The sequence below is a fragment of the Georgenia sp. G2120 genome (assembly GCF_055326485.1).
Window position 1 is genome coordinate 110325 of sequence record NZ_JBUZNL010000011.1, and the last position, 26510, is coordinate 136834.

General features: G+C 73.7%; 21 protein-coding genes and 2 tRNA genes. 16 read left to right on the forward strand and 7 right to left on the reverse strand.

Annotated elements, in window-relative coordinates; all coding sequences use genetic code 11:
* Positions 1 to 85 precede the first annotated feature (85 nt).
* Complete coding sequence (locus tag ACZLMO_RS12715) at positions 86 to 1024, forward strand: glycosyltransferase (protein WP_463653958.1); 939 nt, start codon at positions 86 to 88, stop codon at positions 1022 to 1024.
* Positions 1025 to 1107: 83 nt separating this feature from the next.
* A complete protein-coding gene (locus ACZLMO_RS12720) occupies positions 1108 to 1995 on the forward strand; it encodes a sulfite exporter TauE/SafE family protein (protein WP_463653959.1) in 888 nt (295 codons plus the stop codon).
* Here ACZLMO_RS12720 and ACZLMO_RS12725 read toward each other — a convergent pair.
* On the reverse strand, positions 1955 to 4375 hold the full coding sequence (locus ACZLMO_RS12725) for a hypothetical protein (protein WP_463653960.1): 2421 nt from the start codon (positions 4373 to 4375) through the stop codon (positions 1955 to 1957). The genes ACZLMO_RS12720 and ACZLMO_RS12725 overlap by 41 nt on opposite strands.
* A gap of 125 nt (positions 4376 to 4500) precedes the next feature.
* Here ACZLMO_RS12725 and pheA point away from each other — a divergent pair, with 125 nt between their 5' ends.
* On the forward strand, positions 4501 to 5433 hold the full coding sequence (gene pheA / locus ACZLMO_RS12730) for a prephenate dehydratase (RefSeq protein WP_425714276.1): 933 nt from the start codon (positions 4501 to 4503) through the stop codon (positions 5431 to 5433).
* 119 nt (positions 5434 to 5552) lie between these two features.
* Here the strand turns inward: pheA and ACZLMO_RS12735 are convergent, their stop codons facing one another.
* Positions 5553 to 6398 carry a ParA family protein gene (locus ACZLMO_RS12735; protein WP_463653961.1) on the reverse strand — a complete coding sequence of 282 codons (846 nt, stop codon included), beginning with the start codon at positions 6396 to 6398 and terminating at the stop codon, positions 5553 to 5555.
* A 148-nt stretch (positions 6399 to 6546) separates the two neighbouring features.
* Between ACZLMO_RS12735 and ACZLMO_RS12740 the strand changes: the two genes are divergently transcribed.
* Entirely contained in the window at positions 6547 to 6954 is a 408-nt protein-coding gene (locus ACZLMO_RS12740) for a TOBE domain-containing protein (protein ID WP_463653962.1), read from the forward strand.
* Between the two features lie 59 nt (positions 6955 to 7013).
* Here ACZLMO_RS12740 and ACZLMO_RS12745 read toward each other — a convergent pair whose 3' ends face one another.
* Together ACZLMO_RS12745 and ACZLMO_RS12750 are read right to left on the reverse strand one after the other, a co-directional pair.
* Positions 7014 to 8288: a diacylglycerol/lipid kinase family protein gene (locus ACZLMO_RS12745; RefSeq protein WP_463653963.1), complete on the reverse strand. Its 1275-nt coding sequence runs from the start codon at positions 8286 to 8288 to the stop codon at positions 7014 to 7016.
* 90 nt (positions 8289 to 8378) lie between these two features.
* The gene (locus tag ACZLMO_RS12750; RefSeq protein WP_425714280.1) at positions 8379 to 8693 is read right to left on the reverse strand and encodes a YbjQ family protein; all 315 of its coding nucleotides are present in this window, start codon (positions 8691 to 8693) and stop codon (positions 8379 to 8381) included.
* A gap of 137 nt (positions 8694 to 8830) precedes the next feature.
* Between ACZLMO_RS12750 and serS the strand changes: the two genes are divergently transcribed.
* From serS to ACZLMO_RS12780, 6 genes are all read left to right on the forward strand, one after another.
* A complete protein-coding gene (serS, locus tag ACZLMO_RS12755) occupies positions 8831 to 10105 on the forward strand; it encodes a serine--tRNA ligase (protein ID WP_463653964.1) in 1275 nt (424 codons plus the stop codon).
* Entirely contained in the window at positions 10102 to 11448 is a 1347-nt protein-coding gene (locus ACZLMO_RS12760) for an HAD hydrolase family protein (RefSeq protein ID WP_463653965.1), read from the forward strand. Before serS ends, ACZLMO_RS12760 begins: the two co-directional genes overlap by 4 nt.
* Before the next feature lie 215 nt (positions 11449 to 11663).
* Positions 11664 to 13076, forward strand: a complete 1413-nt coding sequence (locus tag ACZLMO_RS12765) for an ABC transporter substrate-binding protein (protein ID WP_463653966.1) — start codon at positions 11664 to 11666, stop codon at positions 13074 to 13076.
* Between the two features lie 4 nt (positions 13077 to 13080).
* Positions 13081 to 14442 carry an ABC transporter permease subunit gene (locus ACZLMO_RS12770; RefSeq protein WP_463653967.1) on the forward strand — a complete coding sequence of 454 codons (1362 nt, stop codon included), beginning with the start codon at positions 13081 to 13083 and terminating at the stop codon, positions 14440 to 14442.
* Positions 14439 to 15413 carry a carbohydrate ABC transporter permease gene (locus ACZLMO_RS12775; RefSeq protein WP_463653968.1) on the forward strand — a complete coding sequence of 325 codons (975 nt, stop codon included), beginning with the start codon at positions 14439 to 14441 and terminating at the stop codon, positions 15411 to 15413. The genes ACZLMO_RS12770 and ACZLMO_RS12775 overlap by 4 nt, the downstream gene beginning before the upstream one ends.
* Before the next feature lie 78 nt (positions 15414 to 15491).
* Positions 15492 to 16973, forward strand: coding sequence for an ABC transporter substrate-binding protein (locus tag ACZLMO_RS12780; protein WP_463653969.1), 1482 nt, complete (start codon positions 15492 to 15494; stop codon positions 16971 to 16973).
* Positions 16974 to 17045: 72 nt separating this feature from the next.
* Here ACZLMO_RS12780 and ACZLMO_RS12785 read toward each other — a convergent pair whose 3' ends face one another.
* A complete protein-coding gene (locus tag ACZLMO_RS12785) occupies positions 17046 to 18014 on the reverse strand; it encodes an NAD(P)H-quinone oxidoreductase (protein WP_425714287.1) in 969 nt (322 codons plus the stop codon).
* 223 nt (positions 18015 to 18237) lie between these two features.
* Between ACZLMO_RS12785 and ACZLMO_RS12790 the strand changes: the two genes are divergently transcribed.
* Both ACZLMO_RS12790 and ACZLMO_RS12795 read left to right on the forward strand, forming a co-directional pair.
* Positions 18238 to 18320, forward strand: a tRNA-Ser gene (locus ACZLMO_RS12790).
* A 135-nt stretch (positions 18321 to 18455) separates the two neighbouring features.
* Positions 18456 to 18544 (forward strand) — tRNA-Ser (locus tag ACZLMO_RS12795).
* Between the two features lie 70 nt (positions 18545 to 18614).
* Here the strand turns inward: ACZLMO_RS12795 and ACZLMO_RS12800 are convergent.
* Positions 18615 to 19310, reverse strand: coding sequence for a hypothetical protein (locus ACZLMO_RS12800; protein WP_463653970.1), 696 nt, complete (start codon positions 19308 to 19310; stop codon positions 18615 to 18617).
* A 197-nt stretch (positions 19311 to 19507) separates the two neighbouring features.
* On the opposite strand from ACZLMO_RS12800, the gene ACZLMO_RS12805 reads away from it, so the two are divergent.
* A complete protein-coding gene (locus tag ACZLMO_RS12805) occupies positions 19508 to 20227 on the forward strand; it encodes a hypothetical protein (protein WP_463653971.1) in 720 nt (239 codons plus the stop codon).
* Positions 20228 to 20299: 72 nt separating this feature from the next.
* Here the strand turns inward: ACZLMO_RS12805 and ACZLMO_RS12810 are convergent, their stop codons facing one another.
* Positions 20300 to 22432: a DUF4352 domain-containing protein gene (locus tag ACZLMO_RS12810; RefSeq protein ID WP_463653972.1), complete on the reverse strand. Its 2133-nt coding sequence runs from the start codon at positions 22430 to 22432 to the stop codon at positions 20300 to 20302.
* 362 nt (positions 22433 to 22794) lie between these two features.
* Here ACZLMO_RS12810 and ACZLMO_RS12815 point away from each other — a divergent pair, with 362 nt between their 5' ends.
* The 3 genes from ACZLMO_RS12815 to ACZLMO_RS12825 all read left to right on the forward strand — a co-directional run bounded on the left by ACZLMO_RS12815 (position 22795) and on the right by ACZLMO_RS12825 (position 26455).
* On the forward strand, positions 22795 to 23694 hold the full coding sequence (locus ACZLMO_RS12815) for a sulfurtransferase (RefSeq protein WP_463653973.1): 900 nt from the start codon (positions 22795 to 22797) through the stop codon (positions 23692 to 23694).
* A gap of 229 nt (positions 23695 to 23923) precedes the next feature.
* A complete protein-coding gene (locus ACZLMO_RS12820; RefSeq protein WP_463653974.1) occupies positions 23924 to 25012 on the forward strand; it encodes a hypothetical protein in 1089 nt (362 codons plus the stop codon).
* 303 nt (positions 25013 to 25315) lie between these two features.
* Positions 25316 to 26455: a hypothetical protein gene (locus tag ACZLMO_RS12825; protein WP_463653975.1), complete on the forward strand. Its 1140-nt coding sequence runs from the start codon at positions 25316 to 25318 to the stop codon at positions 26453 to 26455.
* The last annotated feature ends 55 nt before the right edge of the window (positions 26456 to 26510 follow it).

The following is a 26510-nucleotide window of genomic DNA, read 5'->3' on the forward strand; positions in this document are numbered from 1 at the left end:
CGCGACGCCGGCACCGCGCGCCACGCCGGGTCCCACGAACGCGGACAGGTGGGTCGCCCCGCGCCAACCTGGTTAGGGTGGGACTGTGGCGCAGGACTCCAGGCGGGTGGCGGTGGTCGTCCCGGCCAAGGACGAGGGCACGCACATCGCTGCGACCATCCGGGCCTGCCGGGCGATCCCGCACGTCGACCTCGTCCTTGTCGTGGACGACGGCTCGACCGACGACACCCAGCACGTGGCCCGCGCGGCCGGTGCCGTCGTGGTCCGCCACTCGGTCAACCGGGGCAAGGCGTCCGCGATGGAGACCGGCGCGTCCGTCGTCTCGATGCGCGACCTGCCCGACGCCCCGCCGCGCGCGCTCCTGTTCGTCGACGCGGACCTCCAGGACTCCGCCGTCGGGCTCGCCCCGCTCGTCGAGGCCGTGCTCGCCGGGGACACGGACCTCGCGATCGCCGTCCTCCCGCCGCAGAAGGGCTCCGGCGGCCGCGGCCGCGTGGTGCGCATGGCCCGCGCCGCGATCGAGTCCGCCACCGGGTTCGTCAGCGCGCAGCCCCTGTCCGGCCAGCGCTGCCTCACGCGGCGCGCCTACGAGAGCGTGCTGCCGCTCGCGCGCGGGTGGGGTGTCGAGGTCGGCATGACGATCGACCTCCTCGTCGCCGGCCTCACCGTCCAGGAGATCCCCTGCGACGTCAGCCACCGCGCCACGGGCCGTGACATGGCCGGCCGGATGCATCGCGCGCGCCAGTACCGCGACGTGGCCATGGCGGTCGCCGGACGCGCCTCCCGCCGCCACAACGTGCCGATGAGCCGCCGCGGCCCCGAGGCCGACGACCAGCAGCCCGGCGAGCCCTACCGCGCCTGGGCGCCGCGCAGGCCGGAGGACGGCGACACCCCGTCCGACGACGATACCCCCGCCGGGGACCCCACGGTCGACGGGGCCGCCCCGGCCGAGCCGCAGGGCCAGCCGACGGCGGAGACCCCCGCGACCCCTGATCCCCCGCGCTCGGCAGACTCGCCGGCGTGATGCGCGCCCGACCCGCCGTCGTGAGTCGGGTCCGTCCCGACGGCGTGACCCGCCCGCGCACCACCTCCAGGTAGGGGAGGCGCGTGGAGGCCATCGCCCTCGCGACCGCGATCGGCGTGGTCGTCGGCGTCGTCGTCGGCACGCTCGGCGCCGGCGGCGGCGTGCTCACGGTCCCCGCGCTCGTCTACCTGCTCGGCATGACCCCGCACGCGGCGGCGACGGCCTCGCTCGTCATCGTCGGCGTCACCTCGCTCGTCACGCTCGTGCCGCACGCCCGTCGGGGCAACGTCCGGCTGCGCGGCGGCCTCGTCTTCGGCGCGGTGGGCGCGGTGGCCTCGGCCGGAGGGGCGTGGCTCGCCCACCTGGTCGACGGCCCCGCCCTCATGGCCGCGTTCTCCGTGCTCCTCCTCGGCGTCGCCGTGCTCATGGCCAGGCGCGCGTCCGCGGACCGACGCGACGCCCGCGAGGCGGAGCTGAGGGCACTCGCGGACGCCGGCGAGAACGAGAACGAGATGCCCGACGACGACGCCGCCACCGGTGCGCCGCCGGAGCTGCCACCGGCGGATCCCGCTCCCGCGGGACGGCGGTGGCGCGATGCCCTCCGCCTCTTCGAGCTCGCGGCGGTGGTCGGGCTGCTCACGGGGTTGTTCGGCGTCGGGGGAGGTTTTGCGGCGGTCCCCGCGCTCGTGCTCGCGCTCGGCTACCCGATGCGCGCGGCCGTGGGCACCTCGCTGCTCGTCATCACGATCAACTCCGCGGCGGGGCTGCTCGCCCGCGTGCCGCAGGGCATCGACCTCGACGTGCCCGTCGTCCTCGCCTTCGCGCTGGCCTCGACGCTCGCCGGCCAGCTCGGTGCCCGACTCTCGACCCGCACGCCGCCGGCCACGCTGACGACCGTCTTCGCCGTGCTCCTCGTGGTGGTCTCGGTGCTCACGGCGTCGCAGGCGCTGCCGGACCTGTTCGTCGGCTGACCTGGTCGGCCTGCTCGTCCGCCTCGTGCAGGGGCCCGTGGCGGGGGCGCTCGAGCAGCCACGACGCGAGCAGCGCGAGGGTGAGCGGAACGGCGAGCGCCACGCCGAGGGCCGGGATGACGATCCCCGAGTCGTTGACGGCGAACCCGATGATCCACAGGATCAGCAGGGCGACCGCCGCGGGCCGCAGGACCTGGGCGGCCTCGGGGAGGGCGAGCGTCGCCGTCGCACCCGGCGAGGAGGTGTTCGCCGCGTCGTTCGCCGTCGTGCCGTTCGTCGTCGTGCCGGTCTCCGGGCGGCGGACGAGCCAGCCGTAGTCCGAGGTGGCGGCGGTATACGGACGGCGCAGCGGCCGGGCCACGAGGACGACGACGACGATCGCGCCGACCGCCGCGAGCACCGTGAGCGGGGAGGACACGAGGATCTCGAGGTTGCGGCCGAGCTTGCGCCAGATGACATCGAACGCGCCGCCGTCGAGGACCGTGCCGACGAATCGGCCGAGGTGGGTGCGCTCGTCGGGCGGGCGGAGCCAGTCGGCCAGCGAGACGGCCGCGACCACGGCGACCGTGACGGCACCGATGAGCAGCACGCGCGGCCACGTCACGCGGACCCCCGCCACGAGCAGGGCGAGCACGACGAACGCGGGGATCATCGCTGGGGGCCCGCCGAAGTCGGCGCCGAACGCGGGCCAGCCGTCGATGGCCGTGGCCACCGCGCCGATGGCGAGCGCTGCCGCGGCGGCCGCACGCCCCCGCCCGCGGGCGACGAGGGCCTGCGCCGCGGTCGCCGCGAGCAGCAGGGACGCCGTGGCGAACAGCGCGAAGTAGTGGTTCGACATCCCGAAGTACCGGGCGCCGATCTGGGGCTGCGTGCCGAGCACGGACCCGAGGAAGAGGTGGGAGCCGAGCATGACGTCGGCGGCGATGACGACCGCCGTCACGCCGGAGACCACCGCGGTGGGGCCGACCAGCGAGTGCCGCCACGGCCCGCCGACGGCGACGAGGGCCAGCAACAGCGCCCCGGCGACGGTGACGCCGGCGAGCGCGAGGCCGGCCGGCTCGAACCGCCACCACGGCAGCAGCGAGGACGCGATGAGCGCCACCGGCAGGGAGGCGACGACGAGGGCCGCCGCGCGCAGCACCCGCAGGACCCGGTGGCGCGCCCGCTCGGTGCCGCCGAGCGCGGCGAGGACGCGCCGGTTGAGGCCCACGAGCGCCGCCGCGCCGAGCCCGATGTTGAGCCCGACCAGCCACAGGACGGCCGGCGAGACGAGCGGGGCCACGGCGAGCGCCCGCACGCCGACGTCGCGCAGGCCCGCCGCGCGGTCCGCCGGGTCGTCGTCGCCGGGCCGGGTGACGAGCGCGGAGCCCACGAGCCCGGTCGGCTGGTCGACGTCGAGCAGGGAGAGCACGGTGGGCAGGAGGTCGGGCGCCTGGACCATGCCGTCCGTGCGGGTGGCCGGGGAGGTGGCGAGCCCGGAGCCCTCGCCCGCGCCGGTGAGCGCGAGCGCCTGGAGGGTCGAGGTGCGGGTGCCGTCGTAGAGGGAGGTGAGCAGGATCGTCGGCTCGCTGCCGGTCTCGGCCAGGGCGTCGACGACGGCGCCGACCCGGGCGTCGAGCTCGGCGGGCGTGCGGGCGCCGGGGGGCTGCTCCCCCGGGGATTCCTCGCCCGGTGCGGCCTCGTCCGGTGCCTCCTCGCCGTCCGGGGCGCGTCCGGTGGCGTCCGCCGGGTCGAGGTCGACGACGACAAGGTCCGCTCCGTCCTCGATCGCGGAGGCGGTCAGCGCCCCGAGCTCGGCGTCGTCGTCCGTGGTGGGGCGTGCGTCGGCGACCGTGCCGTCCGGCTCGGCGAGCGCGACCGCGGCGCCGCCGCCGATCGCCACCGCGCTGCGACCCGCCTCGGCGAGCGACCCGCCGAGGGTGCCGGGCACGGCGTCGAACCGGTCGGTACGGGCGCCCTCGACGTACTCCGACCAGCCGGGGACCTGCCACTCGCCGCCGGTCTCGGTGCCGGTCTCGGTGCCGACGGGCGCGGGTGGGAGGCAGTCGCCGCCGTCGCGCTCGCCGGCCGCCCGCTGACCCGCCGAGAGGGCGAGCCAGCCGTCGGTGCGGCACGTGGTCGAGCCGACGGAGCGGACGACGAGGTTGGCGGAGTACCCCTCGGCTGCCAGCTCCGCGATCCGGGGCGTCTCTCCGTCGTCGATGTCCTCCCAGGTCAGACCGCCGGTGCCGAGGACGACGACGGGGGTGTCGTCGTCGGACGTGTCTGCAGGGGTGGACCCGTTCGCGAGGAGCGGGAGGATGAACGGGCTGATCATCGCGATGAGCACGAGCACGCCGAGGACCAGCACGACCCTGCGCCGGCGGTCGTCGCGCCTCACGCGAGGACCCGGATCGGGCGGTGCGGGCCGAGATTCATGCGTCCGAGGGTACGTCGCGGGCGGTGGCGGGCCGGGGGCGGGTCGGTGCGGGACCGGTCACGGCCCCGCGTGGTTAGGCTCGGCCGGTGCGCTACACCTACCTGGGCCCCGCGGGCACGTTCACCGATGCCGCGCTGCGGCAGATCCTCGACGACGACGCCGACGTGGCCGAGCCGAGCACCGACGTCCCCGGGGCGCTTGCCGGCGTGCGCGAGGGGCGGTTCGACCGGGCCGTCGTCCCGATCGAGAACTCGGTCGAGGGCGGGGTCAACGCCACGATCGACTCGCTCGTGGCCGGCGACGAGCCCCTCGTGGTGGTCGCCGAGATGCTCGTGCCCATCGAGTTCGAGCTCGTCGCGCGGCCCGGCACCGAGCTGGCCGACGTCCGCCGCATCGCCACCCATCCGCACGCGTGGGCGCAGTGCCGCGGCTGGGTCGCCGAGCACCTGCCGGGCGCGGTCCACGTCCCCGCGACCTCGACCGCCGCGGCCGCGGACATCCTCGCCGGCGAGGGTGATCCCGGGTTCGACGCCGGGATCGTCTCCCCGCTGGCCGGCGCCCGGTACGAGCTCCCGGTACTCGCCCACGACGTCGGCGACAACCGCCGCGCCGTCACCCGCTTCATCGCGGTCTCCCGGCTCGTGCCGCCGCCCCCGCCGACCGGCGCCGACAAGACGACGCTGCTCGTCCACCTGCCCGACGACGAGGCCGGCGCCCTGCTGACGATGCTCGAGCAGTTCGCGGCCCGCGGGGTCAACCTCTCCCGCATCGAGTCGCGGCCGATCCGGGACGCCATCGGCCGGTACGCCTTCTCGATCGACGCCGAGGGGCACGTGGCGGACGAGCGCGTCAAGGCCGCCCTCCTCGGGCTCAGGCGGGTGTGCCCGTTCGTCCGGTTCCTCGGCTCCTACCCGCGCGCCGACCAGCGCAGGCCGGTGCTCGCCCGCGGCACCTCCGACCAGGAGTTCCACGAAGCCCGCGCCTGGGTGACGGCGCTCGCCGACGGAAGCGCGTACTGACCCCGCCTCCCCTTCCTGGCGAGTGAGCGGGCTCCTGCCCGGCGAGTGAGCGGGCTTCTGCCCGGTCCGACCAACCGCAATCTCGACGGCTACCAACCGCAATCTCGACGAGCTGGTCCTCAGTCGTCGGTGGATGCGTCCGACATGGCGTCGACGAGCTGGGCCGCCAGCTGCCCGTAGTGCTGCGACAAGGTGCTGCCGGGCGTCCAGATCTCGAAGGGGCGCTTCCGGGTGGCGGGCTCACCGTGCTCGGCCGGCACCACCGGGACGTACGGGCTGAGCACGAGGGGCGACCACGCCTTGTCCGTCGGAACCTCCGCGAGCTCGGGCTCCTCGGTCGACGACGCATTCTCAGCCGCCCCGCCCGCCGGGTCGCCGACCACCACGCCGCGGAGCCGGACGAGATCGGACCGGTTGCCGCCCTCGTCGTGGATGAGCCGGCGGTAGGCCTCGACGCTCGCCACGATGTTCGACACCTCGGCGAGGTCCTTCGGCGACCGGGTGGTGGTGACGACGAGGTCGGACGCGGCGTTGAGGGCCGTCACCAGGCGGGCGCCCGAGCGGATCCGACCGCAGTCGATGACGACGAGGTCGTAGTCGTCGGCGGTGGTCAGCGCGTGGTGGAGCTGCGGACCCGCGCCGGCGCGCGGCTCACGGGCCGGGCCGGACGACGCCGGGACGAGCCGGAGCCGCTCGTGGTCCGTGGTGGGGACGGCGAGGGACCGGGCCCACCCGAGGGGGTAGTCGTCGTCGAGGATCGCGCCCACGTCCTGGCCCTCCTCCCAGGGCTCGGCCTGCAGCCAGCGGGTGGCCTCGCCGTCGGGGGAGAGGTCGACGAGCAGGACCTCCATGTCGGCGCGTGCGGACTCGAGCGCGAGCGCCACCGCCGTCGTCGTGCCGAAAGCGGTCGTGCCCGCGTGAGACAGCGCGAGCACCTGGCGGTCGGGGCCGGAGGTCGAGGTCATGACTGCACGCTATCGACCGGGCGTCCGGGGCGCGTCAGCCCTCGGGGCACACCTGCTCGGTCGCGAGTCGGACGTCCGCTCACTGGCCGGGAGGACGTCTGCTCACTCGCCGGGCGGGAGGCGCAGGTGCGGGTGCTAGCCTCCAGGAATGCCGCACATTCGGATCCGCACCGTCGCCGACCTGCTCGGAGTCTCCGACGACACCGTCCGCCGCTGGGTCGACCAGGGGCGGCTCGAGGCGGGTGGCGACGGCGGCCGGCTCTCCGTCGACGGCGCCTCCGTCGCCGCGCTCGCCCAGGAGCTCGCGAGCGAGAAGCACGTCGACTCCCTCGACGACGGCATCGAGCGTCGCTCGTCGCGCAACCACCTCACGGGCATCGTCACGCGCATCGTCTCCGACACCGTGATGAGCCAGGTCGAGCTCCAGTGCGGCGCCTACCGCGTGGTCTCGCTCATCTCGACCGAGGCCGTCGAGCAGCTCGGCCTCGAGGTGGGCTCCCCGGCGACCGCCGTCATCAAGGCGACCAACGTCTCGATCGAGGGCACCGGGACCTGACCGAGCCCGTCGCCGGGCGGTCGGTGAGCGACCTCGGCGTGGGCGGGCGGTCCCCGGGATCAGTCCTCGAGCTTCTCCGGGTGGCGCTCCGCCGGCTCGCCGGGCACGTGCTCGCCGGTACGGGCCTGGAGCCGGTCGGGAGGCACGGGGTAGCGCATCTGCAGCGCCCCCTTCTCGACCCGGACCTCGACGGCGCCGGACGTGCTCAGCAGGTCGCCGTCGAGCTGGACGTGGGCCGCGTCCTCGGCCACGACGCGCACGCGCCGCGCCGGCTTGAACAGCAGCTCGCTGCCCGGGAGCTCGCCGGTACGGCGCCGGCCGGCGCGCTGGGCGAGAACGGAGATCCCGAGGTTGGCCCAGCCCACGATCCCGAAGCGCGTGTCGACGGTGACGACCTCGAGCACGCCGTCGTCGAACCGTGAGTCGGGGGACAGGACGAGGTTGCCGGGCAGCAGGCCGCAGTTGGCGAGCATGACGGTGCGGATCTTGAGGTGCTCGGGCTCGGCGTCGTCGACCGCCACCGAGACCTTGAGGCGCGACTTGACCATGTTCTTCACGCCGCCCACGAAGTAGGCGACCCAGCCGATCCGCGACTTCAGGTCGTCGTCGGTCTCATGGACCATGTCGGCGTCGAAGCCGAGCCCGGCGATGACGGTGAACGCGTGCCACCCGTCGCGGCCGGCGCCGGACTCCTCGACGAGGATCCCGTCCTCGTCCTGCGGCACCTCACCCTGGTCACGGACACGGAGCCATCCGACGTCGACCGGACCCGTCGGCTCGGTGGTCGCGATCCGGACGAGCTCGTCGGTGCGCTCGAGCGGCAGGCCGAGGTTGCGGGCGAGCAGGTTGCCGGTGCCCAGCGGGATGACGCCCATCGGGGTGCCGGTCCCGGCGAGGACCTCCGCCACGGCGCGCACCGTCCCGTCGCCACCCGCGGCGACCACCGTGCTGGCCCCGGCGCGCAGAGCCTTCTCGGCCTGGCCGCGACCCGGGTCGTCGGCGGTCGTCTCGAACCACAGCGGCTCCTGGCGGCCCTCGCGGACGGCGGCGGCCCGGAAGAGGGTGCGCAGCTCGTCGACGTCGACGTTCTTCGACGGGTTGACGACCACGGCGACCGGCGGGGGAGCGGGCCGGGCCGCCTCCTCGGCGGCCCTCGCGGCGGCCTCCTTCCGGGCCGCGCGCTCCTCCTCGAGCACGCGTGCCGCCTCGGCGTTCGCGGCGGCCGACTCACGCTCGAGCTGGCCCCGCCTGCGGGCGACGGAGATCGTGACGAGAAGGACGGGCAGCGCGATCACGATCGCGACGACGAGGACGATCAACCATTCCGTGGGCACGCCTCACGGTAGCCCGGGCCGCGCCGACGCCGCGCGCCACGGCTGGTGACGCGCGGCGTCGTGGACCGCGGCGGGAAGGAGGGGCGGGCGTCAGGCGATGCGGACGGCGGTGCCCGAGGCGGTCACCATCATCATTCCCTGGCCGACCGACTCGTAGTCGATGTCGACGCCGACGACCCCGTTGGCACCGAGCTCGATCGCCCGCTGCACCATCTCGCCGAGCGCGGACTCACGGGCGCCGCCGATCTCGCGCTCGTAGCCCTCGGAGCGACCGCCCACGAGGTTGCGGAAGCCCGCACCGATGTCCTTGAACATGTTGATGCCGACGACCGTCTCGCCGGCGACGACGCGGAGGTACTCGGCGATGTTCGCGTTCTGGATGGTGGACGTGGTGGTGACGATCATGGGGGCACCCCTCGGGTCTGGGTCGGGCGGTTGACAGGTGGGCCGTACGCGGTCCGGCGCACATCCTGGCACCACCGGGGGCACGCGGGGGCGAGAACGGACGGGGACCGGTTCCCCCGGCGGCATAGGCTCAGGTCATGATCGATGTGCGTGCCCTGCGCGAGGACCCCCAGCCCGCGCGCGACAGCCAGGTGGCCCGGGGTGCCGACCCCGCCCTCGTCGACCGGATCCTCGAGGCGGACGCGCGGCGCCGCACCGCCCTCGGCGAGTTCGAGTCGCTGCGGGCCGGGCACAAGGAGTTCTCCCGGAGCGTCGGCAAGGCCTCGCCCGAGGAGCGGCCCGCGATCCTCGCGCGCGCCAAGGAGATGGCCGGCGAGGTGAGCGCGGCGCAGGAGCGGGCCGACGCCGCCGGGGCCGAGGCCGACGAGCTCCTGTGGCAGATGCCCAACATCATCGCCCCGGGCATCCCCGCGGGCGGCGAGGACGACTACGAGGTGCTCGAGCACGTGGGCACCCCCCGCGACCTTGCCGCAGAGGGCGTCACAGTGCGCGACCACCTCGACATCGCGGAGTCGCTGCGCGCGATCGACATGAAGCGCGGCACCAAGGTCTCCGGCGCGCGGTTCTACTACCTCACCGGCATCGGCGCCCGCCTCGAGCTCGCCCTGCTCATGCGCGCGGCGGACCGGGCGGAGGCCGCCGGCTTCACGCTCATGACGACGCCGACCCTCGTGGGCCCCCAGATCATGGCCGGCACCGGCTTCCTCGGCGCCCATGCGGACGAGATCTACCACCTCCCGGCGGACGACCTGTACCTCACCGGCACGTCCGAGGTGGCGCTCGCCGGCTACCACGCCGACGAGATCGTCGACGTCAGCGGCGGCCCGCTGCGCTACGCCGGCTGGTCGACCTGCTACCGCCGCGAGGCCGGCTCGTACGGCAAGGACACCCGCGGCATCATCCGGGTCCACCAGTTCAACAAGCTCGAGATGTTCTCCTACGTCCACGCCGAGGACGCGGCCGACGAGCACGCCGCGCTGCTCGAGCTCGAGCGGGAGATGCTCGACGCCGTCGAGCTGCCCTACCGGATCATCGACACCGCCGCCGGCGACCTCGGATCCTCGGCCGCGCGCAAGTTCGACTGCGAGGCGTGGCTGCCCAGCCAGGAGCGCTGGATGGAGGTCACGTCCACCTCGAACTGCACGACCTTCCAGGCCCGCCGCCTCGGCACGCGCGAGCGCACCGAGAAGGGCACGACCCCGGTCGCGACCCTCAACGGGACGCTCGCCACCACGCGGTGGATCGTCGCGCTCCTCGAGAACCACCAGCAGGCCGACGGCTCGGTCCACGTGCCCGAGGCGCTACGGCCCTACCTCGGCGGCCGCGAGGTCCTCGCCCCGGTGGCCGCGTGACGCGGCACGAGGACGAGGCCCTCGTCGCCACCCCCGCCGGGGACCAGGCGATCCTCGACGCCCAGACGGACCTGCCCCCCGAGGCCGACCAGCCGGTCCACGCGCGGGACCACGGCGGGAACGTGCCCGACGACGACGGGGCCGCGCCGTCGGTCGACCCGTCTGCCGAGGGGCGGGCGACCGTTGCCGACGCCGACGCCGACGCCGACGCCGACGCCGACGCCGACGCCGACGCCGACGCCGACGCCGACCCGGACCTCGGGCCCGCCGGGGCCGACGTCGTCGACGACGAGGCGGACGCCGCCGTCGTCGAGGGTGACGAGGCCGAGGTCGACGGGGCGGAGGTCGAGGCCGAGGCGGACGTCGAGCTCTGGGACGACGGGGAGCCCGACGACGAGACGGATGGTCGGCGGAACGTGCGGCGCACGGCCCCCGCCGTCGGGCTCGCGCTCACCCGGGCCGCCTCGTGGGCGCGCAACGTCGTGCGGCGCCGCCCGCGGACCCACCCGCTCGTCGAGGCCGTCGCCGCGCTGCCGGAGGCGGGGCCGGACCTGCTCGTGGCGCTCGACATCGACGGGACGATCCTCCACCACGACACGACGCTGTCGCCGCGGGTGGCCGAGTCCGTCGCCGCGCTGCGCGACACGGGTGCCCACGTCATGCTCGCGACCGGCCGCTCGGTGTTCGCCACCGTGCCCGTGGCCCGCCAGCTCGGCCTGACCAGCCGGTACGCGATCTCCTCCAACGGAGCCGTCACCGTGCGCCTGGACGAGGAGGCCGAGGGCGGGTTCGAGCTCGACCACGTCGTGACGTTCGACCCCGAGCCGGCGCTGCGCGCGCTGCACCAGGCGATCCCGGACGGGGTGTTCGCCGTCGAGGACGTGGGCACCGGGTTCCGGCTGTCCTCGCCGTTCCCGCCCGGCGAGCTCGGCGGCGAATGGGAGCTCGTCGACCTCGAGGACCTGTGCTCGCGGGAGGTCACCCGGCTCACCGTGCGGGCGGCGCACCTGGACGCGCACACCTTCCAGGAGGCGGTCCACTCGGCCGGAATGCAGTCGGTGACCTACGCGATCGGGTGGTCGTCCTGGGTCGACGTCGCGCCCGAGGGGATCTCCAAGGCGACCGCGCTCGAGCGTGTGCGGGACCTGCTCGGCGTGGACCGGGCGGCGACGGTCGGCGCCGGCGACGGCTCGAACGATGTCGAGATGCTGTCCTGGGCCGGGCTCGGCGTGGCGATGGGCGGGGCGCGGCCGGAGGTCAAGTCCTACGCCCGCACCGAGGTCGCCCCCGTCGAGGCGGACGGCCTGGCCGACCTCCTCGACCTGCTCGCCGCGCCCCGCTGACGTCCTAGGCGCCCCTCCGACGACGCCCTGGGCGCCCGTCCGACGACGCCCCCGGCCGGCCCCGACGGTGGCCCGGCCGACGCCGACGACGACGCCGCCCGTCCCCGCCTCGGCGTGACCCGTTCGAGACCTCGATCGTGGCGCTGTGGCGGGTCGCCCGGCCTACGCTGACCTCGTTCACGATGTGGAGAACGGTTGGCCGAGGAGGGCGAACGATGGCACGACTCATGACGCGACGACGCAGCATGACGGTGGTTGCGGGACTCACGGCGGCAGCGATGCTCGCCGCCTGCGGCGGCGGTGGTGACGACGAGTCCGACGACGGCGGCGACACCTCCGAGGAGGGCGGCTCCGACGGCGCCGCGGGCGGCGGCGAGGACGGCGGCGACGGCGGTGGCGAGGTCGAGCTGCCCGAGCTCGAGGGCTACGCGGAGCTCGACGGCGAGTCGATCGTCGTGGCCTCGGACTGGTCCGGCGCCGAGCAGGAGAACTTCGAGATCGTCATGGACGCCTTCGAGGAGGCCACCGGCGCCGAGGTCACCTACGAGTCCTACGGGAACAACGTGGCCACGACGATCGGCACGCGGGTCGAGGGCGGCAACCCCCCGAGCATCGCGCTCATCCCGCAGCCCGGCCTCATGGACCAGCTCGCGGCCGACGGCAGCATCGTGCCCCTGTCCGAGGACACCCTCGCGGCGGTCGAGGAGAACTACGCGGAGACGTGGATCGACCTCGGCTCGGTCGAGGGCGAGGTCTACGGCGTGTGGTTCAAGGCCGCCAACAAGTCGACCATCTGGTACAACACGCAGGTCTACGAGGACGCGGGCGCCGAGGTGCCCGAGACCTGGGAGGACTTCGTCTCCACCCTCCAGCTCGTCTCCGACTCCGGCGTGCCCGGCCTCTCGGTCGGCGCCGACGTCGGCTGGCCCCTGACCGACTGGTTCGAGAACGTCTACCTCCGCACGGCGGGGCCGGACATGTACGACCAGCTCGCCGACCACGAGATCCCGTGGACCGACCCCAGCGTCATCGAGGCGCTCGAGGCGCTCGCCGAGGTGTGGAGCAACGACGCGCTCCTGCTCGAGGGCGGTGGGCAGCGCTCGTTCCCGGACTCGGTGACGTCGGTGTTCTCCGACCCGCCCGAGGCCGGCACCGTGTTCGAGGGCGACTTCGTGGCCGGCAACATCGCCGACCAGACCGAGGCCGTCGTCGGTGAGGACGCCCTGTTCTACCCCTGGCCCACGATGAACGACTCCGCCCCGTCCGTCATGGGCGCCGGCAACGTCGCGGTCGCGTTCGACGACAACGAGGCCACCGCCGAGCTCATGCGCTACCTCGCCTCGCCCGAGGCGGCGAACATCTGGATCGAGCTGGGCGGCTTCACCTCGCCCAACCAGAACGCGGACCTCGAGCTGTACCCGGACGAGATCTCGCTCGAGATCGCCCAGCAGCTCGTCGACGCCGAGGTCTTCCGGTTCGACCTGTCCGACCTCGCGCCGTCGGCCTTCGGCGGCACCGAGGGCGAGGGCATGTGGCAGATCCTCATCGAGTTCTACGAGGACCCCTCCGACCCGGAGGCCACGGCCCAGGCTCTCGAGGACGCTGCGGCCGCCGCGTACGGCGACTGACGACGTGACCACGGCCGAGACCACCACGGCCGCACCGGGCGGGGGGCGCGGACGTCGCGCCCCCCGCTCGGGGACCAGCACGTGGGTGGTCCTCGTCATCCTGCTCGGTCCCGCGGTCCTGATCCTCGGGGCGCTCGTCGCCTACCCGATCGTCTTCTCGCTCGTCCGCGGCCTGTTCGACCAGTCCGGCGAGAACTTCGTCGGCCTCGGGAACTACGTCGACATGTTCACGGACGCCCAGACGTTCCGGGCCCTGCGCAACAACGCGATCTGGGTGCTCGTCGCGCCCGCGGTGTGCACGGTGCTCGGGCTGATCTTCGCCGTGCTCATGGAGCGGATCCGCTGGCAGACGGCCTTCAAGCTCATCATCTTCATGCCGATGGCGATCTCGATGCTCGCCGCCGGCGTCATCTTCCGGTCCGTCTTCCAGCAGAACCCGGACATCGGCCTCGCCAACGCGGTCATCGTCTCCGTGCAGGAGATGGTCGGCGCCGAGTCCACGAGCTACCCAGACGCGCGGCCGCGGCCCGAGGGTGCCGTCGAGCTCCAGGAGACCGGCGAGATGACGTCGACCGAGGAGGTCGCGGCCGGCTCCGTCGTCGAGATCCCGCTCGTCGGCATCGCCGAGGAGAGCAGGCCCGCCGACGCCGTCGACGCCGTGGAACCGCCCGCGGCCGGCGACGACCAGGTGACCGGCGCCGTGTGGTTCGACTTCATCGTGGGCGGCGGCGGCACGAACGGTGAGGTCGGGGACGGCAAGCCCGGCCTCGGCGGGATCGACGTGGTGCTCACCGACGCCTCCGGGGCCGAGGTCGCCACCGCGGTGACGCAGGACGACGGGACCTTCGTCGTCGAGGGGCTCGACCCGGGAGGCGAGTACACGCTCACGCTCCCGGCGAGCAGCTTCGCCCCCGGCGCCTCGGGCATCGACTGGCTCGGCCCGGGACTCATCACGCCGGTGACGATCCTCGCCTACGTGTGGATCTGGGCCGGGTTCGCCATGGTGATGATCGCGTCCGGCCTGTCCTCGGTCGACCGCTCCCTTCTCGAGGCCGCCCGGACCGACGGCGCCAACGAGTGGCAGGTCTTCCGGCGGATCACGGTGCCCCAGCTCGCGCCCGTGCTCATGGTCGTCATGGTCACGCTCGTCATCAACGTGCTGAAGATCTTCGACCTCGTCTACGTCATCCCGCCCGGGGTGTCGAAGCCGGCCGCCGACGTCATCGCCACCCGCATGTGGACCGTGTCGTTCGGCGGAGGCAACGACCAGGGCCTCGGCTCGGCGCTCGCGATCTTCCTCCTGCTGCTCGTGCTGCCGGCGATCCTCCTCAACATCCGCAACTTCCGACGAGGAGGTCAGGCATGACCGCCGTCGTCGGCACCACGCCGCCCGTGGACGACCCAGAGGCCGGCGGTCCCGGAGGGACGGGGGGACCCGGAGGCTCCGGCCCGGGCGCCACGCCCCGCGCCACCCCACCCGGCTCCCGCCCCGGCGGCGGCTCGAGGATCGCGCGGTTCCTCGGCCGCGGCGTCGTCAACGTCGTGCTCGTCGTCGTCGCGCTCGTGTGGCTCGTCCCGACGGTCGGACTGTTCTTCTCCTCGCTGCGCAGCTCGCAGGCCAACGCCCAGTCGGGCTGGTGGACGGGGTTCCTCGACCTCTCGCAGTTCTCGGTGGACAACTACCGGAACCTGCTCGAGGCGGACTGGATCATGTCCTCCCTGTGGAACACGGTGCTCATCGTGGTCCCGTCCACGCTGCTCGTCGTGGGCCTCGGCGCGATGGCCGGCTACGCGCTCGCCTGGGTGCGGTTCCCGGGGCGCGACTGGCTGCTCATCGTCATCATCGCGTTCATGGCGGTGCCGCTCCAGGTGGCGTTCATCCCGCTCGCGCGCCTGTTCGGGGACATCGGGATCTTCGGCTCGATCACGGCCGTCGTCCTGTTCCACACCGCGTTCGGCCTGCCGTTCGCCGTGTTCCTGCTGCGGAACTTCTTCATGCAGATCCCCGCGGAGATGCTCGAGGCCGCGCGCATCGACGGCGCGAGCGAGCTGCGGATCTTCGTCCGCATCGCCCTCCCGCTGGCGATGCCCTCGATCGCCTCGCTCGCGATCTTCCAGTTCCTGTGGTCGTGGAACGACATGCTCGTCGCCCTGCTGTTCTCCTCCCCGGAGAGCCAGCCGATCACGGTGGCGCTGCAGTCCCAGCTGCGGCAGTTCTCGTCGAACATGGACGTGCTCTCCGCGGGCGCGTTCCTCTCGATGATCGTCCCGCTCATCGTGTTCTTCGCGTTCCAGCGGTACTTCGTCAGCGCGCTGATGGCGGGATCGCAGAAGTAGGTGGGGGACCGCGCCCGTCCGCCCACGACCTACGATGGCGGGGTTCACCCGTCGCGGTGGGTCGAGGAAGGGCGGACGATGGCACGGAGCACGAGGCGAGGTCGGGGCGCGGCCCTCGGGGCGGCACTGGTCACGGTGGCGCTGCTCGCGGCCTGCGGCGGCGGGGCCGAGGACGAGAACGACGACGCCGACAGCTCCGCCGACCCCGGCTCCGCACCGGACGGCACGGCCCCCGACGGCGCCGAGGACCCGACGGCACCGCCCGAGTCCTCCTCGGAGGGCACCGCAGGGTCGCCCGAGACCCCCACCGACGGGGAGGCGGTGCCCGAGGAGGTCCTCGCCCCCGAGCTCGAGGGCTACGCCGACCTGTCCGGGCAGACCATCGAGATCGCCACCCGCTGGACCGGGAGCGAGCGCGACCGGTTCGACCAGGTGCTCGACGCGTTCGAGCAGGCCACCGGTGCCCGCGTCGACCAGCTGGGCCTCGGCGGCAACCCCGTCCTCGCCATCACCGAGAGCCTGGACAACGGCCGGCCCCCGAACGTCGCCGTCGTCGGGAGCCCCACGCTCGTCCGCTCGCTCGCGGAGGACGGCGCCATCGTCCCGTTGGCCGAGGAGGTCCGGGCGACCATCGAGGACAGCTACGCGCCGACCTGGACCGACCTCGGCTCGGTGGACGGGGACGTCTACGCCGTCTGGATGGAGGCGACCTCGAAGTCCCTGCTCTGGTACGACACGGCGGCCTACGCGGAGGCCGGCGTCGAGGAGCCCGCCACCTGGGACGACCTCCTCGCCGGGCTGCGCGAGCTCTCCGGCACCGATGTGGCGCCCGTGACCGTGGGCGTCGACTACGGCTGGCCGCTGACGGACTGGTTCGAGAACGCCTACCTGCGCCTCGCCGGGCCCGAGGCCTACGACCAGCTCGTCGACCGGGAGATCCCCTGGACGGACCCGAGCGTGGTCGAGACCCTCGAGGTCCTCGCCGAGGTGTGGGGCGACCCCGAGCTCGTGCTGTCCGGCGGCCTCGACCGCTCCTACCCGGACACGGTCGAGAACGTCTTCAGCGACGACCCGAGCGCCGCCACCCTCGTGGGCGGCGAGTACGTGGCCGGCTCGATCGAGGGACAGACCGACGCGGTGGTCGGCGAGGACGCGATGTTCTTCCCGTGGCCCGAGATGGACGGCTCGGCGCCGACCGTGGTGGGGGAGGCCGGCGGGGCCGTCGCGTTCGACTCGGAGCCCGGCACGGCCGAGCTCATGCGGTACCTCGCCTCGCCCGAGGCGGCGAACATCTGGATCGCCCTGGGCGGCACGACGTCACCGAACCAGCGGGCGGACCTCGACCTCTACGAGGACGACCTCTCGCGCGAGATCGCGCAGCAGATCGTCGGCGCCGAGGTCTTCCGCCTCGACCTGTCCGACCTCGTCCCGCCGGACTTCGGCGCGAGCCAGCTGGAGGGCCTGTGGCCCGTCCTCATCGACTTCTACGAGGACCCCTCCGACCCGGCTGCCACCGCCCAGGCGCTGGAGGACGCGGCCGCCGACGTCTACGGCGACTGAGCACACCCCGCACGACGACGAACCGCCGGGCCCGGTGCGGACCCGGATCGGAGCGCCCGGGGCGCGGCGTCGTCAGACGGTGAGCAGGATCTTCCCGAACGACCCGCCGGCGGCCATCGTCTCGTGGGCGCGGGCGGCCTCGGCGAGCGGGATCCGCTCGGCGACGACCGGGACCACCGTGCCGTCCTCGACCCACGGCCACACGCGCTCGCGGATGTCGTCGATGAGCGCGGCCTTCGACGCCCGGGAGCGGGTCCGCAGCTTGGCCGCGGTGATCGTGCCCGAGCGGGCGAGGAGGGCGCCCAGGTCGAGCGTGCCCTTCGCGCCGTCGAGGAGGCCGATGACCATGATCCGGCCGCGCTCGGCGAGCACCGAGACGTTGAGGGCGAGCCCGCCGGCCCCCAGGATGTCGAGGACGACGTCGACACCCCGGCCGTCGGTCGCGGCGAGGACCTGGTCGGCGACGTCGTCGGACGTGTGGTCGATCGCCACGTCGGCGCCGAGCTCGAGGCACCGGGCCGTGCGCTCCGCACCGCCCGCCGTGGTGATCACGCGCGAGCCGTAGGCGTGCGCGAGCTGGATCGCGATCGTCCCGATGCCGCCGGACCCGCCGTGCACGAGCACGGTCTGGGACGGGGCGAGGTGGCCGAGCTCGACCATGTTGGCCCACGCGGTGCAGATCGACTCGGGCAGGGAGGCGGCGTCGACGAGGTCGAGGGAGTCGGGGACCCGCAGGAGCTGGCCCACCGGGACGACCGCGCGCGTGCCGTAGCCGCCGCCGGCGACGAGCGCGCACACCCGATCGCCGACCGCCCAGCCCTCGACGTGGTCGCCGAGCGCGGAGATCGTGCCGGACAGCTCGAGGCCGAGCACCTCCGACTCGCCCTCCGGCGGCAGGTGGCCTCCGGTGACCTGGAGGAGGTCGGCCCGGTTGACGCCGGCGGCGACGACGTCGACGAGGACCTCGCCCATGCCGGGGACGGGGTCGGGGGCGGTGGCCAGCTCGAGGCGGCCGCCGTCGGAGATCGAGATCGCGTCCATCCGCTCATCGTGCCCCAGGAGGGAGCGCGGGGAGCGGAGGTGAGAACAGGACCAGGTCAGGACGAGGTCCGGGCGAGGTGCTGGCGAAGTGCTGCGGCCGGACCGTGCACCTCGGGGCGGACCCGAGCCTGTCGGGCGGGATCGTGCCGGATCGTAGGATGGTCGCCGGTCCGTCCCGGTACTCCTGCCGGTGCGCGGGCCGGCGCCCGGCCCGGCCGGGCGAGGAGGGTTGACAGAGCGGCCGAATGTGACGGTCTTGAAAACCGTTGTGGGAAACCACCAAGGGTTCGAATCCCTTACCCTCCGCCGGTTCGGCCGCGAGCGGCGGTCGGCGGCTCGACGTGGGGCGTCGTCGTGCGAGTTCGTGACGAGTGTTGCCCGCGCCTCACGCTCCCGCGTTGGAACGCCGGTCGCCGTCCGGGTACGGTGGACGCTGCATCTGGAGACGTCGCATAGTCAGGCCTAGTGCGCATCCCTGCTAAGGATGTAACGGGGTAACCCGTTCGTGGGTTCAAATCCCACCGTCTCCGCCGCGTGCCGAAGGGCCCGGGAACCGCGCGATCGTGCGGTTCCCGGGCCCTTCGGCCGTCGTGGCTGCGCTCAGGAGGCGGCGATGAAGCGCTCCGAGTTCCCCTCGAAGTCGTAGGTGTCCGCGACCCGCCACACGCCACCCTCGATGGCGTCGACACGGACCATGGCGCACTCGTTGCCCGTCGCCGTCCCGCCCTCGTAGAGCTCGCCGGAGTCCATGAGCGAGTCGGGGACCACGCCGCAGTACCCGCTGTAGGTCACGGCGTCGGTCCCGACGAACTCGATGTTGAGGTCGAGCCACGCGGTGCCGTTCTCGTTGCCGAGATAGGTCGCCGTCACCGGCACCACCACGTAGTTGTGGCCGTCGTCCGGCGGCTCGTTGAACATGTTCTCGTTGGCGATGGTCTGGTTCGCGTCCTGGACGGTCGAGCCGAACTGGACCTCCCAGTCGCCGACGCGCACCACCGTGTCGATCGGGGCGGGGTTGTCGCGGGAGGTGCCGAGGTCGCCGTCGGGCGCAGGCTCGGTCGACGGCGCCGGCTCGGTCGTGGGGGCCGGCTCGGTCGACGGCGCGGGCTCGGTGGTCGGGGCCGGCTCCGTGGTGGGCGCGGGGGTCGGTGCCGGCTCGGTCGACGGCGCGGTCGGTGCCTGGGGAGTCTGGGGTGCCTGCGGCGCGAGCGCGGTCGGGACGTCCGGACCGCCGCATGCGGCGAGGCTCGCCGCGGCGAGGACGGGAAGGGCGAGGGCGGCGAGTCGACGGCGCACGGGGGCTCCTTGGTGGGGGATCCGGATCTGCGCACATGATCGCACCGTTGTCCCGCCGTCATGCCCGCTCCGGCCGACGCCTGCGACACGGTTGTGTCACAGCCGGGTGCGCTCCCTGGTGCTAGCGTCGCAGCCGATGCCGGGTGCGCCACCCGCGACCGGCCGACGACGCCCCCAGGACCAGGACGGACACGACGATGAGCAGCTACGGCGGCGGGAGCAACCCGGGTCAGGGCGGCCGGCCCGGTGGGTACGAGGACCAGTTCAACCAGGCCTACGGGAACCAGCAGCAGGGGGGCTACGGCAACCAGGCCTACGGCAACCAGCCCCAGGGCGGCTACGGCAACCCCGGCGGGTACGGCGCGGCGGCGGCGAACCCGTACGGCGCGGGCGACGGGGTGATGCCGGGCAAGACGCAGAAGAGCACCACGGGCCCGAAGATCGTCACCTTCATCGGGCTCGGTCTCATCGTGCTGGCGATCGCCGCGATCATCTTCGCCGTCGGCCGCATCGGCGGGCTCGTCTCCGACGCCGACTTCACCACAGTCGGTCCCGGCGGCGCACAGATCGAGGCCGAGGCCGGCGAGGAGTGGGCCCTCTACGCCACGAACAGCGAGAACCCCGAGGCGCAGACGCAGACGTGCCAGGTCACCGGACCGGACGGCGCGCAGGTCTCGCTCGACGACCCGAGCACCGACATCACGGTCAACGACTACTCCCTCGGTCACCGGTTCACGACCGACCAGGCCGGTACCTACTCGGTCTCCTGCAACGAGAGCGCGTTCGTCGGCCACAACGTCAGCGGCGGTGAGATCGCCGCACCGATCGTCGGCATCATCGGCGGGATCCTCGGGGGGATCCTCGGCGTCATCATGCTGATCATCGGCGTGATCTGGTGGATCGCCCGCCGCAACTGACGGGACGAGGGACGCAGCCCCGGCCGGGCCCGCATCCTCGGCAGACCGGCCGCGCCGGCTGACGCCCCAGCCTCACTCGGCCGCGACGTACCTGACGATCTCCTCCTCGACCAGCTCCTCGGTGTCCGGGTCCTGCGACCACCCGGTGGTGCGGACCTCCCAGTGCCCGGACTCGGCATCGCCCCGGGTCATCTCCATGCACACGTCGTGGGTGATCGTGCCGCCGGGGACGGAGTCGACCCGGTCGATGTACTCCCAGCTGCACTGCGCGGACTCGTCGCCGTAGGACCGCTCGGTGCCGTCCTCGGCGATCCACACGAGCGACACGTCGTCGAACGGTGAGGCGGGGACGGAGGCCGTGTTCGTCACGATGACGGTCGTGTCGATCCGACGAGCGCTGCTCGAGAGCGGGTCCTCGTCGTCCTCCGCGCGGTCCCGGACCGTGACCGGGTCGATGCTGACGACCCACAGGCCCGCGCGCACGGGCGTGCCGGCCGGTGCGGGGGCGGCGGGGTCGGTCCCCGCGCCCGCCTCGACGACCGGGGCCTCGAACGCCTCGAGCGGGGTCGCGGCGGTGTCCGTCGCGACGTGCCGGACCGGGACGGAGCGGTCGGGGCCGTAGCTCGTCACGCGCCACGCCCCGCCCTCGACCAGGTCCTCGTCGACCTCGGCGCACAGCTCGCCCTCAGCCTCACCGCGGGGGGTGGCGCCCGCGCGGTCGAGGTCGTCGATCTCGAAGCCCTCGCCGCCCGAGCACGAGTACCGGGTGTCGTGGAGCTGCCCCGCGGCGTCGACGAACTCGACGTCGAACTCGTACCGGCGCGAGGAGTCCGTCCCGGCCGAGCCGTCCTCGGTCACGGCGATGTCGGCGAGGACGAACACGTTCCCGTCCTCGGGCTCGTCGGTGTAGGAGTAGCCGTCGACCTCGAGCTCGTCCTCGGTGCGGGCCTCGTCGATCGTCACGCTCGTGTACCCGACCTCGTGGGACTCACCCGCCGGCAGCGGCTCGCGGGAGTCGATCCCCTCGAGGTTCCCGGGCTCGGGGGCAGTCGACGCCGCGAGGAGCTCGGGGGTCGGGTCCACGCCCAGCTCGACGTACCGGTAGGAGGCGCCCCAGCCCACCGCGCCCTCGGTCAGCTGCCAGCGGGCGCCGGCCACGGCCTCGACCGGCGCCGCCTGGCACAGCGAGATCTCGGCGGTCCCGCCGGGCTGGATCGGTCCGAGGGGGTCCGTCGGCCGGCTCGCCGGGTCGCACTCGCCGATCGCGAAGAGGGACCCGCCTGCCCAGTCGACGAGCTCGAGCCCGCCGAGCGCCGGCTGGACCGGCTCGGTGCCGAGGTTCGTCACCGCCACGGTGGTGCCCACGAACATCTCATCGGGATACGGCTCCGGCTCCTCCCCGTCCTCGTCCGGCAGCAGCTCGGGGTCGAGGTCGCTCGGGCCGATCGCCACCGCGAGGTCGCCGACGCGGATCGGGGTGCTCGACGCCGCCGGGAGCTCGATGTGCCGACCCGCGGCGGGGTCCGTCACCGGGAGGGGCGGGAGCTGGGCGGGCGCCTCGTCGCCGACGAGCACGTAGCGCCGCTCGGCGGCCTCCTTGCCCGAGCCGGAGCCCACGGTGCCGCCGTCGTCCTCGTCGCCCGTCCCGTCGTCGCCCGTCCCGCCCGAGACCCCGGAGCCGACCGACGGCCCGGCACCCTCCGAACCGTCGACCACGGCCCAGACGGCGCCTACGAGCGCGTCGGCGGGGATGACCGTGCACCAGCGGGCGCTCAGGCTCTCGCCGGGCGCGACCTCCGGTGCGTCGGCGACGGTGGCCTCGCCCTCGCACGCGTTGCCCGGGTAGGAGGCGCCGGAGGTGGTGACGAGCTCGAGCCCGAGGTGGTCGGCCGGCGTGAGCGGGGCGGTGGAGTCGTTGGTCGCCTCGACGAGCACCGACACGATCCGCTGGTCGTCCGCCGGGGCCGCGAGGAGGTCGACCCCCGCCACGGGCCGCGCGGTCGCGTCCTGCTCCGTGTCGCCGAGCGTGACCGTCCATGCACCGGTCCTGACGGTCGACCCCTGCGGGGCGGCGGCCTGCCAGGACGGTCCCGCGTCCGACGGGATCGGTTGCAGGGCGAGCCCGGGCCCCGATCCCGAGCACGCGGTCAGTGTCGCGGCGCCGGTCAGCACGAGGGCGACGAGGGCGGGGCGGGTCCTGGGCATGGTCTCCACTGTCCTGCGGGGGTCGGATATCGCCATTGTGGCGGGGCCCGGAAGAGCCCGGGCCGTTCCCGACGGGGAGGGGGACCCGGCGGCCGCCGTTCGTCGTCGGAGGAGGTCCCCGGGCACGTGCCCGGGGGAGCGGGAGCCCGACGACGAGACCCCCGCCGGGTGGCCGGTCCGGATGGCGGGACCCGGCCCGGGGCGACCCCACCGCGCCGGGGCGCGCGCCTAGCGTCGTGGGCATGGACCTGCTGCTCGTGCGCCGGCTCTGGCTCGACCAGGGCCGGGCGCGCTCGACCCGATGTCACCGGCCGCCCGTGCGCCGCGCCCCCTGACCACTCGGACCACTACCTGGAGCACCCATGACCACCAGCAGCACCGACCCGACCTCGATCGCCCGCCTCGTCACCGCCACCGAGCTCGCCGAGCTCAAGGACCGGCCCGGGGTCGTCGTCCTCGACGCCACCTCGATCATCCGCCAGCCCGACGGCGACGGCTTCTACGACGCCGCCACCGGCCGTGACGTCCACGAGCAGGGCCACGTCCCCGGCGCCGTGTTCGCCGACCTGCTCGAGGACCTCGCCGACCGTTCGAACCCCGACTTCTGGACCGCGCTGCCGCCCGAGGAGTTCGCCGAGAAGATCGGCGCCCTGGGGGTCGGCAACGACACCACCGTGGTCGTCTACGACCAGGGCCAGACCATGTGGGCCACGCGCCTGTGGTGGAACCTGCGCTACGCGGGTCACGACGACGTCCTCGTCCTCGACGGCGGGCTGCCGGCCTGGCGGGCCGCGGGCCTCGAGGTCGCCACCGGCGCCTCGCCGGCACCCGAGCCGCGGACCTTCGTCGCGCACCCGCGCCCGGAGCTCTACGCCGACGTCGACTCGGTCGCCGCCGCGATCGACGACCCGCGCACCGTCCTCGTCAACAGCCTCGACCGCGCCACCTTCACCGGCGAGCGCGTGACCTACGCCCGGGCCGGGCGCATCCCGGGTTCGAAGCACATCTTCTTCGGGGACCTCCTCGACGCCGACGGGCTGGCCGCCGAGGTGGACCAGGTGCGTGAGACCGGTGACGCGGCGGAGGTCATCGACGGCGAGCCGTCGGTCATCACCTACTGCGGGGGCGGGATCGCGGCCACGTACGTCGCCTTCCAGCTCGCGCGTGCGGGGCGTGGGGACGTCGCCGTCTACGACGGGTCGATGACCGAGTGGGCGAACAACCCGGCGCTCCCGCTCGAGACCGGTGAGCCCGTCGCCTGACCGGCGCGCCACCCGTCACGACGAACGACGACGCCCGGCCCCTTGTCCTTGGGCCGGGCGTCGTCGCGCGACCGTGCATCGTGTCGCGCGATGCCGCCCAACCGTGACCGCCGGGCCATGTACCGCACGATCCTGCGGGAGTAGCGTCCTCGCATCGGACCGGCACGAGCCGGCCCGACCGCCCACCGGGGTCCGGTGACGTGCCCCGCGGATCACGCAGGAGTGAGCCATGGGGACGAACCGCACGACCGCCCGCCTCGTCGCAGCCTCGACGCTCGCCCTCGGCCTGCTGGCCGGCGCGTCGCCCCCGGCCCTCGCGGCGGGCGAGGGCAACGACGACTTCGGGGAGGTCTACTTCCTCAACGACGAGTGGACCGGCCGGGCCAACCACGAGGTGGTGTTCAGCCTCCCGGTCGAGATGGTGTTCATGGGGGACTGGGACGGCAACGGGACGGACACCTTCGCCCGGCAGCGCGGCAACGTCATCGACGTCGTCAACCTGCTCGGGCCCACCGAGTTCGACCTCGCGTTCCGGTTCGGCCGGATGTTCGACACCCTCTACACGGGGGACTGGGACGGCAACGGGACCGAGACGTTCGCCGTGCGCCGGGGCAACCAGTACCTCATGCGCAACACCCTGACCGACGGCCCGGCGGACCGCGTGGTCCACTTCGGGCGGGCGAGTGACACCGTGCTCGTGGGGGACTGGGACGGGGACGGCGTGGACACGTTCGCTGTGCGCCGGGGCAACACGTACTTCCTGCGGAACTCGCAGAACTCGGGTCCGGCCGACCTGGTCGTGGACTACGGGCGCGCGGCCGACCAGGTGGTCGTGGGGGACTGGGACGGGGACGGCCGCGACTCGCTCGGCGTGCGCCGCGGCAACACCTACTACCTCAGCGACGCGATCGCGGACGGCCCCGCGGAGATCGTCCTCGACTACGGGCGACCGACCGACAGCGTGCTCGTGGGCGACTGGGACGGCGACGGCGACGACACCCTCGGGGTACGCCGTCCGTCGCCCGTCGAGGACGTCGTGCTCCGGGCGGTCCGCGCCGCGTCCGACGGCGACCGTCCCCTGCTCGACCACCTGAGCAGCAACCACGCGGAGCAGCAGCTCTGGTACGCGTTCCAGAGCTTCTACGACCCGCCCCAGTGGCCGACGCGCGTGACGGGCTGCGGGCCCGTTCCGGGCGGGATCGTCATGTGCCACGTCCGGTCCGACGACTATCCCGTGGCGATCGGCTACGCCTACGCGGCGCCGGACGGCGTCACTACCTGGCAGGTCGTCGACTACGAGATCGTCGCCGACTGGTGAGTCCCCCGGGTGCCGGGTGGCTGGTGCCCGGGGAGTGACCTCCTGCCGGGCTTCGGCAGGTGGCGGTGACGCCCCTGTGACCAGGTCACGAATGGGTCACGGAACAATCAAAGCAGTGTACTCCTTCCGTGGGACCGACGCACCCCACCCCTGTGGCCAGGTCTGATGTCCCCTCCGTGCGGTGTTGCCCACGCCTCGGCGAGTTCGGGACGGTCGTGCCGTGCGACCGGCGGACGCCGGTCGTGACACACGACCCGGGGGCCGGTCGGTGCTCGGGGAACCGATACCAGGGGGACATCCACCATGAGCACCTACCGCACACCAGCCAACGCCCGACCATCGCTCGCCCGCTGCATGAGCATCCTCGGCGCCGGCCTCGCGACGACCGGACTCGTCGCCGCCGGCGCCACCGCCGCGAGCGCCACCGGCAGCCCGAACAACGACATCGGCGAGGGCTACTACGCGAGCAACTCCTGGGACTCGACGACCGGGACGCACTTCGCCTTCGGCGACACCCTCTCCTCGGTCTTCGTCGGCGACTGGGACGGCGACGGCGTCGACACCTTCGCCGTGCGCGAGGGCAACGTCATCAGCTACACCAACACGTTCGGCCATGTCGACCACTTCGACGCCGTGTTCGAGTACGGCCGCGAGGGCGACCAGCTCGTGGTCGGCGACTGGGACGGCGACGGCGCCGACTCGTTCGGCGTGCGGCGCGGGAACGCGTACCACCTGCGCGACGAGATGTCCGGCGGGCCGGCGGACACGATCGTCAACTACGGGCGCGCGGACGACACGGTGCTGGTCGGCGACTGGGACGGCGACGGCTCGGACACGCTCGCCGTGCGCCGTGGCGCCGAGTACTTCCTGCACAACTCCCTCGAGTCCGGCCCGGCGGACGAGCACGCCGTCTACGGCCGCGCGGACGACACGGTGCTGGTGGGCGACTGGGACGGCGACGGTGCGGACTCGCTCGGCGTGCGCCGCGGCATCACCGTCTACCTGCACAACTCGATCACCACCGGCGCCGCGGAGACCGTCCTCGACTACGGGCGCTCCGACGACGGCCTGATCGTCGGCGACTGGGACGGCGACGGCGTCGACACGCCGATGGTGCGCCGCGCCGACGCCGTCGAGGATGCCGTCCTCGCGGCGGCGACCGCCGCGGCCGAGGGCCGTTCCGCGGACCTCGACGAGGTGACGAACGTCGACGGGTACGACGAGCTCTGGTACGCGTTCCAGGGCTTCTACGACCCGCCCCTGACGCCGTCGAGCATCCAGGGCTGCGGCCAGGACTTCAACACGGGCGTCATCTACTGCGACGTCTACGCGGACGGCCACGAGCGGCCCGTCGGCCGCGCCGAGGTCGCCCCGCTGGGGGCCAACGAGTTCGAGATCATCGGTTACGAGATCTTCGCCGACTGGGAGGGCACTCCGCAGTAAAGAGCGGGATGGACCTGCCCGGGTGATGCCACGGGCGGTGACGACCCCGCCGGTG

Excerpts from the sequence above, each read along its gene's own strand:
- ACZLMO_RS12740 (WP_463653962.1), top strand. The coding sequence starts at position 6,547 with ATGCCGCACATTCGGATCCGCACCGTCGCCGACCTGCTCGGAGTCTCC.
- ACZLMO_RS12825 (WP_463653975.1), top strand. The coding sequence starts at position 25,316 with ATGAGCACCTACCGCACACCAGCCAACGCCCGACCATCGCTCGCCCGC.
- serS (WP_463653964.1), top strand. The coding sequence starts at position 8,831 with ATGATCGATGTGCGTGCCCTGCGCGAGGACCCCCAGCCCGCGCGCGAC.
- ACZLMO_RS12750 (WP_425714280.1), bottom strand. The coding sequence starts at position 8,693 with ATGATCGTCACCACCACGTCCACCATCCAGAACGCGAACATCGCCGAG.
- ACZLMO_RS12805 (WP_463653971.1), top strand. The coding sequence starts at position 19,508 with ATGAGCAGCTACGGCGGCGGGAGCAACCCGGGTCAGGGCGGCCGGCCC.
- ACZLMO_RS12735 (WP_463653961.1), bottom strand. The coding sequence starts at position 6,398 with ATGACCTCGACCTCCGGCCCCGACCGCCAGGTGCTCGCGCTGTCTCAC.
- ACZLMO_RS12810 (WP_463653972.1), bottom strand. The coding sequence starts at position 22,432 with ATGCCCAGGACCCGCCCCGCCCTCGTCGCCCTCGTGCTGACCGGCGCC.
- ACZLMO_RS12815 (WP_463653973.1), top strand. The coding sequence starts at position 22,795 with ATGACCACCAGCAGCACCGACCCGACCTCGATCGCCCGCCTCGTCACC.
- ACZLMO_RS12775 (WP_463653968.1), top strand. The coding sequence starts at position 14,439 with ATGACCGCCGTCGTCGGCACCACGCCGCCCGTGGACGACCCAGAGGCC.
- ACZLMO_RS12785 (WP_425714287.1), bottom strand. The coding sequence starts at position 18,014 with ATGGACGCGATCTCGATCTCCGACGGCGGCCGCCTCGAGCTGGCCACC.
- ACZLMO_RS12765 (WP_463653966.1), top strand. The coding sequence starts at position 11,664 with ATGGCACGACTCATGACGCGACGACGCAGCATGACGGTGGTTGCGGGA.
- ACZLMO_RS12780 (WP_463653969.1), top strand. The coding sequence starts at position 15,492 with ATGGCACGGAGCACGAGGCGAGGTCGGGGCGCGGCCCTCGGGGCGGCA.
- ACZLMO_RS12820 (WP_463653974.1), top strand. The coding sequence starts at position 23,924 with ATGGGGACGAACCGCACGACCGCCCGCCTCGTCGCAGCCTCGACGCTC.